This is a genomic window from Brevibacillus brevis (genome assembly GCF_001039275.2).
In the GTDB taxonomy this organism is placed as follows: Bacteria; Bacillota; Bacilli; order Brevibacillales; family Brevibacillaceae; genus Brevibacillus; species Brevibacillus brevis_C.
The window spans coordinates 5,472,504-5,486,640 of the sequence record NZ_CP030117.1 but is presented as its reverse complement, the minus strand read 5'-3'; the positions used below and the strand labels follow the sequence as shown (position 1 = coordinate 5,486,640).

14 protein-coding genes are annotated in these 14,137 nt (G+C 47.1%); 10 read left to right on the top strand and 4 right to left on the bottom strand.

Translation table 11 applies throughout. The features are described from left to right. Positions 1-6 precede the first annotated feature (6 nt). The 6 genes from AB432_RS26560 to AB432_RS26535 all read left to right on the top strand — a co-directional run bounded on the left by AB432_RS26560 (position 7) and on the right by AB432_RS26535 (position 5,004). The gene (locus AB432_RS26560; protein ID WP_048034857.1) at positions 7-471 is read left to right on the top strand and encodes a GNAT family N-acetyltransferase; all 465 of its coding nucleotides are present in this window, start codon (positions 7-9) and stop codon (positions 469-471) included. 229 nt (positions 472-700) lie between these two features. Then, entirely contained in the window at positions 701-1,060 is a 360-nt protein-coding gene (locus AB432_RS26555) for a GIY-YIG nuclease family protein (protein ID WP_048034856.1), read from the top strand. A 22-nt stretch (positions 1,061-1,082) separates the two neighbouring features. Then, the gene (locus AB432_RS26550) at positions 1,083-1,562 is read left to right on the top strand and encodes a DUF6530 family protein (RefSeq protein ID WP_048034855.1); all 480 of its coding nucleotides are present in this window, start codon (positions 1,083-1,085) and stop codon (positions 1,560-1,562) included. Position 1,563: 1 nt separating this feature from the next. Further along, positions 1,564-2,772 carry an MFS transporter gene (locus tag AB432_RS26545; RefSeq protein WP_048034854.1) on the top strand — a complete coding sequence of 403 codons (1,209 nt, stop codon included), beginning with the start codon at positions 1,564-1,566 and terminating at the stop codon, positions 2,770-2,772. A gap of 16 nt (positions 2,773-2,788) precedes the next feature. Further along, positions 2,789-3,910, top strand: a complete 1,122-nt coding sequence (locus AB432_RS26540; RefSeq protein ID WP_048034853.1) for an AAA family ATPase — start codon at positions 2,789-2,791, stop codon at positions 3,908-3,910. A gap of 74 nt (positions 3,911-3,984) precedes the next feature. Beyond that, positions 3,985-5,004 carry a vWA domain-containing protein gene (locus AB432_RS26535; protein WP_048034852.1) on the top strand — a complete coding sequence of 340 codons (1,020 nt, stop codon included), beginning with the start codon at positions 3,985-3,987 and terminating at the stop codon, positions 5,002-5,004. Between the two features lie 58 nt (positions 5,005-5,062). Here AB432_RS26535 and AB432_RS26530 read toward each other — a convergent pair whose 3' ends face one another. Then, the gene (locus AB432_RS26530) at positions 5,063-6,694 is read right to left on the bottom strand and encodes a peptide ABC transporter substrate-binding protein (RefSeq protein WP_048034851.1); all 1,632 of its coding nucleotides are present in this window, start codon (positions 6,692-6,694) and stop codon (positions 5,063-5,065) included. A 236-nt stretch (positions 6,695-6,930) separates the two neighbouring features. Then, positions 6,931-7,500: a DoxX family protein gene (locus AB432_RS26525; RefSeq protein ID WP_048034850.1), complete on the bottom strand. Its 570-nt coding sequence runs from the start codon at positions 7,498-7,500 to the stop codon at positions 6,931-6,933. Between the two features lie 248 nt (positions 7,501-7,748). Between AB432_RS26525 and AB432_RS26520 the strand changes: the two genes are divergently transcribed. The 3 genes from AB432_RS26520 (at position 7,749) to AB432_RS26510 (ending at position 11,071) form a co-directional block, all read left to right on the top strand. Further along, positions 7,749-9,815, top strand: coding sequence for a methyl-accepting chemotaxis protein (locus AB432_RS26520; RefSeq protein WP_048034849.1), 2,067 nt, complete (start codon positions 7,749-7,751; stop codon positions 9,813-9,815). A gap of 88 nt (positions 9,816-9,903) precedes the next feature. Next, positions 9,904-10,485, top strand: a complete 582-nt coding sequence (locus AB432_RS26515; RefSeq protein ID WP_048034848.1) for a histidine phosphatase family protein — start codon at positions 9,904-9,906, stop codon at positions 10,483-10,485. 19 nt (positions 10,486-10,504) lie between these two features. Continuing rightward, entirely contained in the window at positions 10,505-11,071 is a 567-nt protein-coding gene (locus AB432_RS26510; protein ID WP_048034847.1) for an SMI1/KNR4 family protein, read from the top strand. 87 nt (positions 11,072-11,158) lie between these two features. Here AB432_RS26510 and AB432_RS26505 read toward each other — a convergent pair whose 3' ends face one another. After that, complete coding sequence (locus AB432_RS26505) at positions 11,159-12,025, bottom strand: RNA polymerase sigma-70 factor (protein WP_048034846.1); 867 nt, start codon at positions 12,023-12,025, stop codon at positions 11,159-11,161. A gap of 45 nt (positions 12,026-12,070) precedes the next feature. After that, entirely contained in the window at positions 12,071-13,243 is a 1,173-nt protein-coding gene (locus tag AB432_RS26500; protein WP_048034845.1) for an NAD(P)/FAD-dependent oxidoreductase, read from the bottom strand. A 142-nt stretch (positions 13,244-13,385) separates the two neighbouring features. Between AB432_RS26500 and AB432_RS26495 the strand changes: the two genes are divergently transcribed. Next, the gene (locus AB432_RS26495; RefSeq protein ID WP_048034844.1) at positions 13,386-14,126 is read left to right on the top strand and encodes a GNAT family N-acetyltransferase; all 741 of its coding nucleotides are present in this window, start codon (positions 13,386-13,388) and stop codon (positions 14,124-14,126) included. Positions 14,127-14,137 lie beyond the last annotated feature (11 nt).

The following is a 14,137-nucleotide window of genomic DNA, read 5'->3' as shown; positions in this document are numbered from 1 at the left end:
ACTGGAATGCAAAATACGCGCGTAGAAATCGTCGAGGCATTGACAGAAAGCCAGCTTCAGATGATCAAGGCTATGGAGCAGGAGGCTTTTGGCGTACATGGAGCGATTGATGAATGGGTGCTCGTGCCACTCGCGAGACATGGCTGCGTTGCACTTTTCATGGAAGCGGAGGAGGAGTGTCCTGTCGGGGTATGCCAGCTCTTGAGGGATTTCCGTCAGCCGGACAAGTGCTACATGTATGGGTATTACATCCGAGCAGATCGTAAAGGGATGGGGTATGGGTTCTCTTTCTTGAACCATTTGCTGGAGCAACTGCGTGAGGATGGGTTTCGTCAGATTTGCCTAACCGTAAGCCCTGATAATACTGGAGCAGTCGGACTTTATCAAAAAGCAGGCTTTGCGGTTATCGAGACACGGATTGCGGAATATGGAAGTGGAAACGATCGCTACTATATGGTGAAAACGTTATAGAAGGGAATTCGCTAACAAGCATAAGTATAGACATTTCTATCTATTGTTTGTTGGAGATTCATTGGCCTTGTACTCGTTGTAACCCAACCCAAATTAGGCACCGGACATGTTCCGGTGTTTTTTTGTGTGCTTGACAAATAAAAGACGATAGATCATTATGTTTATTAAATAATAAACAAAAACTTATTTTGTCTATTTGATTCGGTTGCTGAAAAGTGGGGGAGAAACGATGAATCGAGAAGAACTGAAACAACTGTATAAAGAATCGGAAACGCAGGCAGGGGTGTATCAGATCAAAAACACCGAAAATCAAAAAATCTGGATCAGTGGCACCCGCAACCTCAAGACGATGAACGGAAAGCTGTTCACTCTCAAAATGGGTTCGCATATAAACAAGCAGCTTCAACGGGAATGGAATGAGTACGGAGAAGAGGCATTCGTCTTTGAAGTGTTGGAGGTTTTGAAAAAGAAGGAAGACGGATTCTTTGATGAAAAAGATGCGCTGAAAAAATTGGAACAAAAATGGCTCGACCAGCTCCAGCCGTACGGAGAGCGCGGATACCACCAGGAAAAAAAGAAAGAACAATAATCAACGAAAAGAGGGAAAGAAAATGAAAATATCGACGAACTTGAACCATAAGCCTGTTGTCGTGTCGGATAACTATGAGCGTGTTGATGGCCGATTAGCCAGGAACACAGATGCAAAAGCACTTTCTCTGGGAGTGGCAGAGGGCAGCTCCAGAAGAAAGGTTGATCTATCCGCCAAGGTATGGAGATACACGGGAGAAGAATGGTCAAAACAGTCGGAGGAAATGCCGCTCCATCGCGTTCTTGACATGTCCATACTGATTTGTCGGTCTTTGGCCCATTTTCGCGACGCATACAGATATGAGCATTATTATGACCCGCAAGAGCCCGTCATCGACCGGGTTGCTCTGCAAGGGGATGCAATGAACGTGGCGATATGTACGGATAACGAGACTCTTCATGAAGATATCAAGCTGTTCAGCCAAGCGCTGAGCTATGACGATGAGATGATCAGCGAACGTCTGCGCACATTATCAAAACTATTAAAGGATATGGGGTATTGAAATGTTTTCCAATGTTTATGTTCGAACGATTGTCCTCTCCCGCGTGCTGCTGCATTTGGGGATTTGGACCCGGAATTATGCCGTTCTTCTTTTCGTTAGCGAATTGACGAATAACAATTCGGTTTATGTATCACTGATTTCGGTTGCGGAATTCGCACCTATTTTTCTATTCGGCCTGATTGGCGGAACCTTTGCCGACCGATGGCGGCCGAAGCGGACAATGGTTTGGAGCGATCTGCTGTCTGCCCTGTCCGTCGGGGCTGTGCTGCTTGCGCTCATGAATGGTGGATGGATCGCACTTCTCATCGGAACATTTATTTCCGCCAGCCTGTCTCAATTTTCCCAACCCTCGGCCATGAAACTGTACAAGCGTCATGTGCCAACTGAACTACTGCAAGGCGCGATGGCAATGTCCCAAACGCTTGTCGCTGTCTTTACGGTATTAGGTCCGGTCATCGGCACGTTTATTTTCATCCAGTTTGGAATTACAGTCTCTCTGATTTTGACTGCCGTTCTGTTCCTGGGGTCTTCTCTTATCTTAGCGACGCTTCCCCGTGACGCGGAGGAACCGAAGTCTGACGATGCCGGCGGCTTCCTAATGGAGTTGAAGGCTGGGATGCGCTATATCGGGTCCAATCACTCCTTACGAACACTCTGTTTGACTTTCTCCGCTGTCGGATTGGCGTCAGGTCTGACACAGCCGCTTCAAATCTTCCTTGTCATCGAGAATTTGGGACAGGACAAACAATTTTTGCAGTGGCTGGTTATGGCCAATGGTGCAGCCATGCTGGCAGGAGGAGCTATCATAATCGGGATAGCGAAAAAGGTGAGGCCACAGATGTTGCTCATGATAGGCTTACTTGTCTCGGCCGTTTGTACGATGGGAATAGGTGCGTCTACTATGATTTGGCTAACCATCGCTCTATTAGTGATCAGCGGTTTCTTTTTTCCTTGTATTCAAAGCGGAATCCAGACGCTGCTTGTACGGAACACAGAAGGGGCATTTATTGGTCGGGTATCTGGTACGATCATGCCTGTTTTTATGGGAATGATGGTGATTGGCATGTTTATATCCGGCTATCTGAAGGAGACGTTCTCGCTGGTTGCGGTATATGTGGTGAGCGGTGTTTTGATTATAATCGGTGCGTCTTTGCTGCTTCCTCTTCTTGTTGAGAAAAAGAGCAAAGATCTGAGTGGCCCAGCGCTATGAGGGGAGTAGAAATGTGATGACGGAAAATGAAAAATATGATTTGTCACCCGAAAGACAGTTGACGGATGCAGAAAAAAAGCTTGTTTGGAAAAAGCCATCCACTCATAAGGTCAGTGAAGAAGAACAGCGCATTAGTAAAGAAATCAAACGCAACTGGCATCGCGGGGAAATGAAAATCGCCAATATACTGTTAGAAGGTGACGCCGGCTCTGGGAAAACACAACTAGCCAAAGCATTATCGGCTAATTTCGGGCTGCCGTATACGAAAGTGACTTGTTTTGCCGATATGGATAAATCGGATATTATTGGCGCTATTTTGCCGGTCATTTCTTCTGAACGTCTAGAGGAAATGGAGCCTGCCGAGCAAGCGGTATGGAAAGCTTTATATGAAAGCGATGGGCTTCAAAGCATAGCTGAAATTGTAATGGACGCACTGGGAATTACACAGGAACAGGCAGCTTTAAAGATGAAGCAATTACTGAAGCTTGCAGCAACGGAAAACACCGATGGCGAAGCGATTGAGTACCGATTTTACCCTTCCGAAATCGTCAGAGCCTATCAAAAGGGTTACCTGCTTGAAATCCAAGAGCCAAACGTTATTCGTGATGCTGCGGTGTTAATGGCATTAAACTCTGCCCTGGAGCTGGATGGCAGCATCAATCTACCCACCGAGATCATACGCAGGCACCCAGACTTCATCGCGGTTATCACAGCAAACCGTAGTTATGCGGGAACCAGGCCGTTAAACGAAGCGCTACGCGACAGGGTTCAGCATACGGAAAAGATGGACCTGCCGACCAAAGAAATCATGATCGAACGTGTCATGGCCAAAACTGGTTTTCAAGATGGAAAGGTGCTGGGTATTTTAGCGGACATGATTATGGTTTTAGACAGAACAGCGCGGGCCAATGCGATCAAGGGCGTGGCTGGAATGCGTTCCTTTTTCTACTGGGCAGATGCGATTGCCGGAGGAGCTTCCGCAAAAGAATCCCTTTATCATAAGGTCATCTACAAGATAACAACCGACTCGGAAGAAATAAAGCTTTTGGAAGAAGCACTAAAAAATCATGGTTTGTTTGCCAGCTTGGAAGAAGCCGAGATTGAGTTAAAAAAAAACGAAAATCTGACGACGCCGTAGAGATCAGGACATGGGGAGATATAGACGACACTGATTTTGGCAAAGACAACCATGGAGAGGAAAAAGGAATCGCATTGAAGAAGTATGCCAATAGTGACGAGAGCTCTTCCCGTGTCTCTGATGATGCTACCCATATGGAACGCTCAGGCTTGGGAGAAGATGGCTCTCCCAAATATCATCAGGCAAATCCTGAATCCATGTCAGAGGAAGCGAAACAAAAGGAACGCGATTTCCGTAAAAAGCTGAATCGAGAGGCAAGAGAGGTCATTTCTGATTCGATTCATAAAAAAGTAAAGCTCCTTGTTTACCGTCCAGACTACGATGAGGAAAACCAACAGGAATATGTTCGTCTTTGTCAGGGACTCATGCCGATCGTGCAAGAGATTGCCAGAAAGACACTTCCGTACCTGGAACATGAGATCTCTTCCGACTTTGCGAGGAATCGTTACTATGGCAGCAAATTTCAAGCAGACAGCGTTGCTTACAGGGATTACAAGTATTTTGCCAAGAAACGTCCTCCAACGGAATCCCCTTCTCTTGTGGTTGGTCTTAGGGTCGATGAATCCGCATCGATGTCAGCTTACGGGAGATTAGAAGCAGCAAAACGAGCAGTGATCGCCGTATATGAATATTGTCAGCTTTGTCATATCCCCATTTTGATCTACGGCGATACTGCGGATGTTTCCAGATTGGAGCAAATGTCGATCTTTGCCTATGCCGATTACGATAAAGCGGATGCCAATGATCGCTTCAGGTTAATGAGGATTCATGCGAGAAGGAATAATCGCGATGGCATGGCTCTTAGAATTATGGCGGAAAGATTAGCCGCTTCTCCCCAAAAGACAAAACTGTTGATTAGCATAAGTGACGGACAACCGAAGGCAATGGATGACTATACTGGAAGTTATGCGATTACAGATATGAAACAGACCTTACAGGAGTATGAACGAAAAGGAGTTACCTTTCTTGCAGCCGCAATTGGTCAAGACAAGGATGTGATAAGTGAAATCTATGGGAATGAAAGATTTTTGGATATCACCAATTTACATGAGTTCCCTGCAAAGTTAGTTCAAATTATCGCTAGGTATCTGTGATTGAAGAAGCGGGCATCTCTCTCTATCTGTTTCGCATAGAGACGATGCCCGCGCTTTATTATTTTTCAATATACGCGTATTTAAAGTAGGAACCGCCGAGAGGGAGGATCACAAAGTCCTTCACCTTGTCGTTTTTCACATAAGCATTACCGCGGAAGTGCAGCGGTGCCAGCGGCATTTCTTCCATGAGAATTCTTTCAGCGTAAAACAACAGTTGCTTGCGCTTTTGCTCGTCGGTCTCATAGTAGCTCTTATTGAGCAAATCGCGGTATTCCTTGTGCTCGAAGCGAACGACGTTGTTGCCCCCCAAGTCCTTGTACATTTCGAGGAAATTGATTGGGTCGTTGAAATCGGCTCCCCATAGCCAGATGCCGAAGTCGTATTTGCCATTTTGGACATCCTCGTTGAACACTTTCCATTCTGAGGTGCGAATGTCAATGTCGACCCCCAATGTTTTCTTCCATTCGTCCTGGAGTGCTTGAGCCAGCTTCTTGTCCGTTTCTCCGGTGTCGTAGTAGTACGTGACTTTAGGGAATTGAGTCAGCCCGAGCTCTTTCATGCCCTCCGCCAAAAGCTGCTTCGCCTTCTCCACATCCTCTTTAAAGTAGCCGTCCGGATTCAATCCCATGGAAACGGGAACCCAGCCATAAGCGGGCGGAACACCAGTCTGTAGGATGTTATCCACCAATTGCTGTCGGTTGATCGAATACGAAAACGCCTGGCGAATTTTTTTGTTCGTGAACGGGGGCTTCTCTGTATTGAAGATGACGGCTTTGGTGCCGGGGTTATCTGCGACGAGCAGCTTACCCTCTGCCTTGATCTGACCGACCGCATCCGGCGACAAGCCAAAGGAAGGGTAGCCTCCCCAATCCAGGTCGCCATTTTCAAACATGGACAGGGCGGTGTTGTTATCCTCGATGATGACAATATGGATCTGGTCTAGCTTGACGTTGGCGCTGTCCCAATAAGTAGGGCTTTTGCTGAAGGAGAGCTTGGATTTATGCTCCCACGTATCCATGATAAACGGGCCATTGCCGACAATTGTTTTGGCTTCTGTTGCCCACTGGGGGTTGCTCTCGATGGTCTTTTTATGAAGCGGGTAGTAGGTAGTAAATGAGGTCAGTTCACGGAAAAACGGTGTTGGTGAGCGCAAGGTGAAATCGAGTGTGTAGTCGTCCTTTGCCTTTACCCCGACGTCTTCTGGCTTGCCTTTTCCAGAATAAAAATCCTCGCCCCCTTTGATATAGAAGAGCTGATACGCATAGCCGGAAGCGGTTTTGGGGTCGAGATTGCGCTTGATGGCGTACTCAAAATCGTGAGCAGTAACGGGATCGCCATTGCTCCATTTCGCGTCCTTTCGAATGGTAAAAGTAAAATGAGTGAAGTCAGGAGTGTGCGTGTAGCTCTCCGCGATGGCGTTGATCATCTGGCCTTGACGGTCGACGCTGGTCAGTCCTTCGAAGGTGAGATTGATCATGTCCATGGAGGTCGAATCTGTTGCGATGCCGGCATCCATCGTAGATGGCTCCCCGGTAATGCTCCATTGCAAGACCATTGGCTCTGAAGTAGTAGGCTTTGCAGTTGTTTCCGCTGGAGGGGATTGGATATTATCGGCGGGCTTCGAACTACAGCCGACTGAGAGACTAAACAACAAAACAGCAGTGGAAATGCCTAGTAGCCACTTGTTCATACAGTCCTCCTGTTTAATTATTTGAAAAATAAGAAAATTTACAGTTCCTCAAAAGAATAATGCACAGCAATCAGACAGTCATTCAACACAATGTATAAATATTCACTAGAAATCTCGGTTACCTTTCGGAATAAATTCATACAATTTGTCCGTTACTTCATTAACTATCTAGCTGAAGGGACGACAAAAGCCACCCGCAAAAGGTGGCTTTTGTCATTAGAGAGTTAAAGTAAGGATTACTTGTTCATCGGCAGAACACCATCGCGCGATTTTCTCGTCCAAGGTGTTCCGAGATAAGAAAGCGCCCAGCGATCAAGACCATACCAGCCCGCAACCTTCCAAGCCAGAACGAGCCAAGTGGCAAAAACAAAAAGGAGTGGGTTGGTGCTGACCGTTCCTGCGAACAGAAAGCTGACGTTCATCAAGCCGCCGAAAAACGCTGCGATCCCTGTCAGGCAGCCGAGGATCAAGCCGAGTCCGACCAGTACCTCACCCCAAGCAACGAGGAAGCCGAACACCTTGGCATTTGGCAATACCATATTTTCCAGGAACCAGGCGTACCACCCTGTTACGTCCTTTCCTTCGGCTGCTTTTGCCAGGGAGCCTTTTACGAACCCTTGAATTGCGCCGCCAGCTGCATCTCCAGTCCAGCTATCGGACTGGACTTTTTTCCATCCGGCAGTAATCCATGCATAGCCGACATACAATCTGATGAGTAACCAGATCGCAGCCGATTTTGTGCTGGTGAACAGGAAGTGTGAAACAGGATTTTCAGGAATAATAATTTCATTTTGACGATTTTGCATGTGGGTGTCCTCCTACATACGTTTTGCACATCTTTGTTCGAGCCGATTTTAACATAACAAATGGCGGTGCAGTGCGGTTTTGGGCATAAGTTCATACGGTGTTCATTGACACTATAAGCACGGTGTTAATGGTAAATCCTAGTGTGTATATTGCCAAAATACAGTAAATTCATGAAAGGATTGACAAGTTAAGATGTGGTAAATTATGTTAAGTTATGTTAAAAAATAAAACCTCTTGGAGCAGACTTATGAAACGAATGTGGATGTCTTTTCGTACTAAGCTTACCTTGATGATTTCTTTATTTACGATGCTGGTAGCCATTGTGTTGTCTATTATTGACTATGTTCAGTTCAAGGCGAATATTATTTCTGACCAAGCGATACAGTACCAGCTGGTAGAGGATCATGTCACGAATGCAGTGAAAAATGTGGATATGGCATACGGTGTTTTTGAGAAAGACATGGAAACCCGGATGCAGCAAACACTGCAAGTGTTAACGAACAACTATCGGCAAAATCCAGCGGTGGGGTCGTGGGACTATGCAGCCCTGCGTGAGCAGTATGGGATGGATATTTTCATCATTGACCGAAATATCAAGGTCGTTCATTCCAGCGTCAAAACCGATATTGGACTTGATTTCAGCAATGCCGGGGCATTTACGGAGCTGTTGAAAAAGCGGATCGATGGAACTGAGTTTTCTTCTGATGGCATGGAGGTTTCCGTCAATACAGGTCAAATTAAAAAGTTCGCTTATCTCCCTACGTTTGACCAGAAGTACCTGTTTGAAGTCAGTGTGAATTTGCAGGATAGCGCTCTTTTCCAGACCTTTAATTTCTTGGCTGTGTCGCAGGGGATCACGGAGAAATACGACATGGTAAAAGACATTCTGGTCTTTTCTCATGATGGTTATGCTTTGGGGAGAACAGGGAGCGACGGGAAAGCCTTGCGGGTGATCGAAAGTCACTTGCCGATTTTTACGGAAGCATACCAATCTCAAGAGATCAGAGAGTTTCATGAAAAAACAGAAGAGAAAGATCTCACTTATCGCCTCGTACCGTACAAGCTAGGCAAAGATCCCAATGATCTCAGCCGATCACGTGTTATCAAGATTGTGTATGACAATACAGAGCTGAACCAGAAGCTGGCGGACAATCTGGAGTCCGTTGTCTGGAAGCTGGTATGTTCCGTGGCAGGAGCGTTGCTTCTTTCCTTCCTGCTGAGTCGTTGGATTACCCGCCCGATTGATCAAATGAGGGAGATCATTACGCAGACGGCCCAATTTGATTTGCGGGAAAAAATGGCGGTAAACGAGCAGGGCACGCAGGATGAGATAGGATTGACAGCACAGTCGATCATTGTCATGCGTGAGCAATTAAGAGAGGTCGTGAGCAAGCTGGCAGCCGTGTCTCACTCGGTCTCTGAAAATGCGCAGAGCGCGAAGCAATCTACCAACAAAGTAAGCGAGCAGTCCAGCGGAACCGCGGAGGCTACGGGCATCTTGCTCGCCCATATGCAGGAGACGATGGCGGCCACAGAAGAGATGAATGCGACCTTGAATGATATGGAGACCATCATTCACTCGATTACGAAAAGAACAGAAGTAGCGGCTGCGACCGCACAGGATGTCAGCTCGCGAGCAACTGCTTTGCGGGAACATGCATTGGCTGCGGATAAAATGACGACAGAGCTCTATATGAATGTAAAGGCACAAACAGAAGTTGCGATCACCGACTCGAAGGAATCGATGGAAAAAATCAACCTGTTGGCCGAGGCGATACTCACAATCTCTGAGCAGACGAATCTGTTGGCATTGAATGCGGCGATTGAAGCTGCACGTGCGGGAGACAGCGGTAGAGGGTTTTCTGTCGTAGCGGATGAGATACGCAGACTGGCGACGCAATCGTCTGAGGTCGTGATTGATATTCAACGCATTATCCAGGTCGCGCGTGAATCCGTAGACAATCTGGCGACTCATTCGTCGAGTGTATTGGATTTCATCGATACACAGGTTAGTCCTGACTATGATAGCATGATGGAAACATCGGAGAAGTACAATTTGGATGCACACCGTTTCTATACGTTGCTGGCTGAATTCAATGCCTCTTTTGAAGAGTTGAATTCCACAATCAGCAGTGTGGTTTCTGTCGTAGAGCAAGTGACAAACTCCATGGAGAAAAGTGCCCACAGTGTAGAGGCGATTACAGAGCAATCTCGCATTATTGCGGATAACAACCAACAGGTCGCTGCTATTTCAGAGAGAAATGTCGGCTTGACGCAGATGATGGAAGAGATCGTCCACAGGTTCAAAATCTAAGAGTGGCCCCCCTTTCTAGTGAAAAATGGAAAGGGGGTTTCGTCGTATATATAGAACATCACTAATAGAAGTCCAAGGGAGGATAAATATGAAAACCTTTATTTATATGGTTCGGCACGGAGAATCACTGAAAACCGAAGGAGACGAGAGAACGCGCGGGCTGACGGAAAAAGGTAGGTCAGATGCCCATATCATCACTCACATATTGAAAGACGAGGGGATAGATGCGTTCATTTCGAGTCCGTATAAAAGGGCAATGGCAACAATAGAAGAATTCGCACAGTCCGTAGGGAAAGAGATCGTCGTTTTTGAAGAGTTGAGAGAGCTCGTTTTTATTGAAAATGATCAGATTATGTCCGATAACGAATTGTACCCATTAGTAAAGAAGATGTTTTCTGAGCCAGACTTTTCGCTGCCTGGGGGGGAATCTATTCGAATTTGCCAGAATCGTGTGGTAAGAACGATGCAAAAGATTTTGGAACAATATCGCGGACAGAAAGTTGTAATAGGAACGCATGGCGCAGTTATGACATTGATGATGGGTTACTTTGACCCTCAGTACGACTTGGAGTTTTTATTGGAGACGTCAAAGCCCGATATATACAAAATGGAATTTCAGGATGAAGTGCTCATAGAAACAAAACGATTATGGGGAACAGACTTGCTATAGGAAAAAGGAGGCTTTATTAATGGATATAGGAGAGTATATCAAGAATGGTTTTGAAGCTTACTATGCCCGATATAACCAAGTGACAGAGGAGGGCTTTTGCAGATGGATGCGACCAGACGTCCCTGATGTCATGAAGGTAGCTGATGTCGATGAAGAATGGTCCAGATGGAAGCTGGTTCCTTCTAGCGTAAGTCACGATGATGTCGCAGCGCTCGAAGAAGAATTTGGGCTAAAATTTCCAGAGTGGTATAAAGCCTTTATTTCTACTTACCATCATTATTTCGACGTCATTCCTGAACAAGGGATGGATGAGCCATTCGACCGTATAAAGGATATGTACAATCCATTGCTTTGCAAGCTAGGTTACCTTCCTTTTTCATGGGATGCAGAGTACGGCAAACTACGATGTATCGATTTACAAGAAAGTCCGGATGAAGAGAAGTGTGGAATCTATGAAATTGACCATGAAATTTTGTTTGAAATGGATGAAGAAAATACAGAACGCAACGAATTGAAAGAATCACTGATCTTTTTGTATCCGAATTTCAAAACTTATTTTGACCACACTTTTTTAGAACGCGAATGAAGCGAAACAAAACCCTCCTTCACTATGAAATGAAAGAGGGTTTGTTTGTGAGATTCTTGTGTGATTCGTTTGCTGGGAAGGAGCCGATTACGACACGATGAATCTTAACTTATCAGGGTTTCTGACAAAGTAGAGGTTACGAATAACTCCTTGTTCGATATGCAAAAACACCACGGTGTCGATTCTGCCGTCCAGTCTGATCACAAACCCGGTCTGGTTGTTTAAAGGTGCGAGCTCTACAGAGAAATCTGAACGCTTCGAGAAGCTGCGCATCAAGCCGAGTAAGAAGGAAGCCACTCGTTCGCCAGACAAGATCGGATGCAGGGCTGCGGTGACCTTGCCGCCGCCGTCGGAGAGCATGACTGCGTCTGTGGCAAGCAGAGTAAGCAATGTTTCGACATTTCCGTGCTCCAGCGCAGACAGAAAACGGCTGATCCATTCTTCGCCGAGCTCTTTTTCTTGGTTGAAGTTGGGTTCCTCTGGGTCAATCCCCATTTTCTTTTTAGCCCGACTAACGATCTTGCGGCAATTCGCTTCGGTTTTTCCAACCAGCTCGGCAATCTCGTCATATTGGAAGTCAAAGGCTTCCCGCAGGACGAATACCGCTCGTTCTGGAGGAGATAGCCGCTCCAACAGGACGAGCATCGCGTAAGATAGTAAATCTTTGGTAATGACAGAATCATAGCTGTCTGCATCAGGGGTAGAGATGGGCTCTGGTAGCCATGGCCCAGTATACCGTTCTCGTTTTTTGCGGGCCGATTTTAACAAATCGAGGCAACGGTTTGTGGTCATTTTGCACAGGTAGGCCTTCGGTTCGGTCATCTGTTCCAGCGAGACATCATAGGCCTTCACGAATACGTCCTGCACGATATCCTCCGCATCCGTGGCCGAACCGAGCATCTGATAGGCGAGGCGGAACATGAGCCCCTTGTATTGTTTGTACAGAGCCTCCATGGCTGTGTCACTTCCTCTTTTGTCTTCGTACGTCCCTATTTTTTCCTATTTTATCATGCTGGCAATATTCCATGTGAGCTGGCGAAGCTTCCACCCCAATTTCCCTGTCAAAATGATATCGAGTCCCCATTTTCTCGTCCAAACCATTGCGCGTTCAGGGCCGAGTCCGACGCAGTAAATGTCCATGAAGCTTTTGTGTGTGGGGGCAGGGGTTCCATCCAAGTCAGCCAGTACAATTTTGCCCAAACGTATCGCTTGGCCGGAGGCTTCCCTGCATGTCATCGTGTCCGCTTGCCCGCTGGCTGGATCAACGATGTGTGCACAATCGCCAATACTGTACACTCCCGGCATTCCCGCTACACGATAGGATTCATCGACGACCACCTGTCCGTATGTGGTCAGTGGCAAGCCCATGCTGCGCAATGCGGGATTCGGCAAGAGTCCGAGCGACCAGACGCACAGCCCGACAGCAAGCGTGCGACCACTGGCTAGCGTCAGCATTCCGTCCCGCTCATGAAGGGCCTTTTGACCATGGAGAATGATTACGCCGCCATCCGTGAGTGCACGCTCCAGCTTGCGCCCCATTTTGGCAGAACCTTCCGTAAACAATCGGTTTTGGGCGTTGATGAGATAGACTTTGACTTCATCAGGATGAATGCCGAGGTTCTTCGCTTCCTCGCGCATAGCAAAAGCCAGCTCCGCAGCGGTCTCCATCCCGCTGATACCCGCTCCCGCAATGGCGATCGTCAACAATCGCTCTCGTTCGGATGGCTGCTTCTCATGAACAGCTTGGCGCATGTTGGCAAGCCACTTATCCCGAATCGCCTCGGCCGACTCAATGCCCGTCAAAGCGATGCCACCTTGTTCTGGCTCCGGTTGGCGAATGACGCTTCCTACTGCCAGGATGAGCATGTCGTAGGGCAACGCTTGTTCTTGGCCGTTTTTGTTTTGGAATAAGAGGGTCTTCGCCTTCCCATTGATCGATGTGACTGTACCTTGGACGAATTCGACGCCGTCTGGAAACAGGCTTTTTAGCGGAATCGAGATATCTGTTTTGGTAGCAGCCGGTTTGAACAACAGGACTTTGCGAAGGTGATGAGGCTCTCTATCGATTAAGATGAAGCGGATCGGAAGTCCTTTGCACGTATCGCGAACGGTTTTTAGTGCGTGGATACCTGCGTAACCGCCTCCGACAATCACACATGTTCGTTCTTTCATGCCAATCAGCTCCTCGTTTGGAATTGACCATATAACGAGGTAGGGGGAGATTGTGTGACACGCCGCAAGAGGAAAATGTCGAAGAAAATCGAATAGGATGGATGAGAAGCTAGACATCTGAGTTCGTAGGAGGATTCCAAGCATGTCATACAACATCTACACTTTCGCACAAAGATCGGATTTAAACGATCAAGCTGATGAACTAATCGAAGCAAGCTGGTCTGCCTTCATGCTGAATGACGAAGTGGCTAATGAATATTACGGTCATCTGTATGACTGGTTTTCTTCATATCAATTCATGCTGACGGACGAGGCTGACAAGCTGATGGCTGTAGGAAATGCGATTCCATTTTATTGGGATGGCACTGCGGAAGGGCTGCCAAAAGGCTGGGATGATGTATTTCTGCAAGGGATTGAAGACTACCGCCAAGAAAAGCAGCCAAACGCGTTATCAGCACTCTCCATCTCCATCGATCCCCACTATCGCGGACTCGGTCTGAGCAAGCAGATGGTTACAGCGATGAAGGATATCGCCAAGGAAAGTGGCTTGGTGCACTTGGTTGCACCTGTACGTCCATCGCTCAAGCACAAGTACCCGCTCACGCCAATGGACAAGTATGTTCAGTGGAAAACGGCCGATGACGCTCCGTTTGATCCGTGGGTGCGCACGCATTGGAAACTGGGAGCGACGATCATGCAGGTGGCGCCGGAATCCATGCTGATCAGAGGAAATCTGAAAGATTGGGAAAGCTGGACAGGAATGAAATTCCCCGAGTCCGGATCGTACATCATTCCAGACGCATTAGTTCCCGTGCAGGTTGACGTGGAAAAGGACGAAGTGGTATATATCGAGCCGAATATTTGGATGCAGCATGTTTTGTAGAGCGAACAGGA

What these genes read in the sequence shown, in the direction of transcription:
- AB432_RS26560 (WP_048034857.1), top strand. Translation starts at nt 7, where the DNA reads ATGCAAAATACGCGCGTAGAAATCGTCGAGGCATTGACAGAAAGCCAG.
- AB432_RS26555 (WP_048034856.1), top strand. Translation starts at nt 701, where the DNA reads ATGAATCGAGAAGAACTGAAACAACTGTATAAAGAATCGGAAACGCAG.
- AB432_RS26550 (WP_048034855.1), top strand. Translation starts at nt 1,083, where the DNA reads ATGAAAATATCGACGAACTTGAACCATAAGCCTGTTGTCGTGTCGGAT.
- AB432_RS26545 (WP_048034854.1), top strand. Translation starts at nt 1,564, where the DNA reads ATGTTTTCCAATGTTTATGTTCGAACGATTGTCCTCTCCCGCGTGCTG.
- AB432_RS26540 (WP_048034853.1), top strand. Translation starts at nt 2,789, where the DNA reads ATGACGGAAAATGAAAAATATGATTTGTCACCCGAAAGACAGTTGACG.
- AB432_RS26530 (WP_048034851.1), bottom strand. Translation starts at nt 6,694, where the DNA reads ATGAACAAGTGGCTACTAGGCATTTCCACTGCTGTTTTGTTGTTTAGT.
- AB432_RS26525 (WP_048034850.1), bottom strand. Translation starts at nt 7,500, where the DNA reads ATGCAAAATCGTCAAAATGAAATTATTATTCCTGAAAATCCTGTTTCA.
- AB432_RS26520 (WP_048034849.1), top strand. Translation starts at nt 7,749, where the DNA reads ATGAAACGAATGTGGATGTCTTTTCGTACTAAGCTTACCTTGATGATT.
- AB432_RS26515 (WP_048034848.1), top strand. Translation starts at nt 9,904, where the DNA reads ATGAAAACCTTTATTTATATGGTTCGGCACGGAGAATCACTGAAAACC.
- AB432_RS26510 (WP_048034847.1), top strand. Translation starts at nt 10,505, where the DNA reads ATGGATATAGGAGAGTATATCAAGAATGGTTTTGAAGCTTACTATGCC.
- AB432_RS26505 (WP_048034846.1), bottom strand. Translation starts at nt 12,025, where the DNA reads ATGGAGGCTCTGTACAAACAATACAAGGGGCTCATGTTCCGCCTCGCC.
- AB432_RS26500 (WP_048034845.1), bottom strand. Translation starts at nt 13,243, where the DNA reads ATGAAAGAACGAACATGTGTGATTGTCGGAGGCGGTTACGCAGGTATC.
- AB432_RS26495 (WP_048034844.1), top strand. Translation starts at nt 13,386, where the DNA reads ATGTCATACAACATCTACACTTTCGCACAAAGATCGGATTTAAACGAT.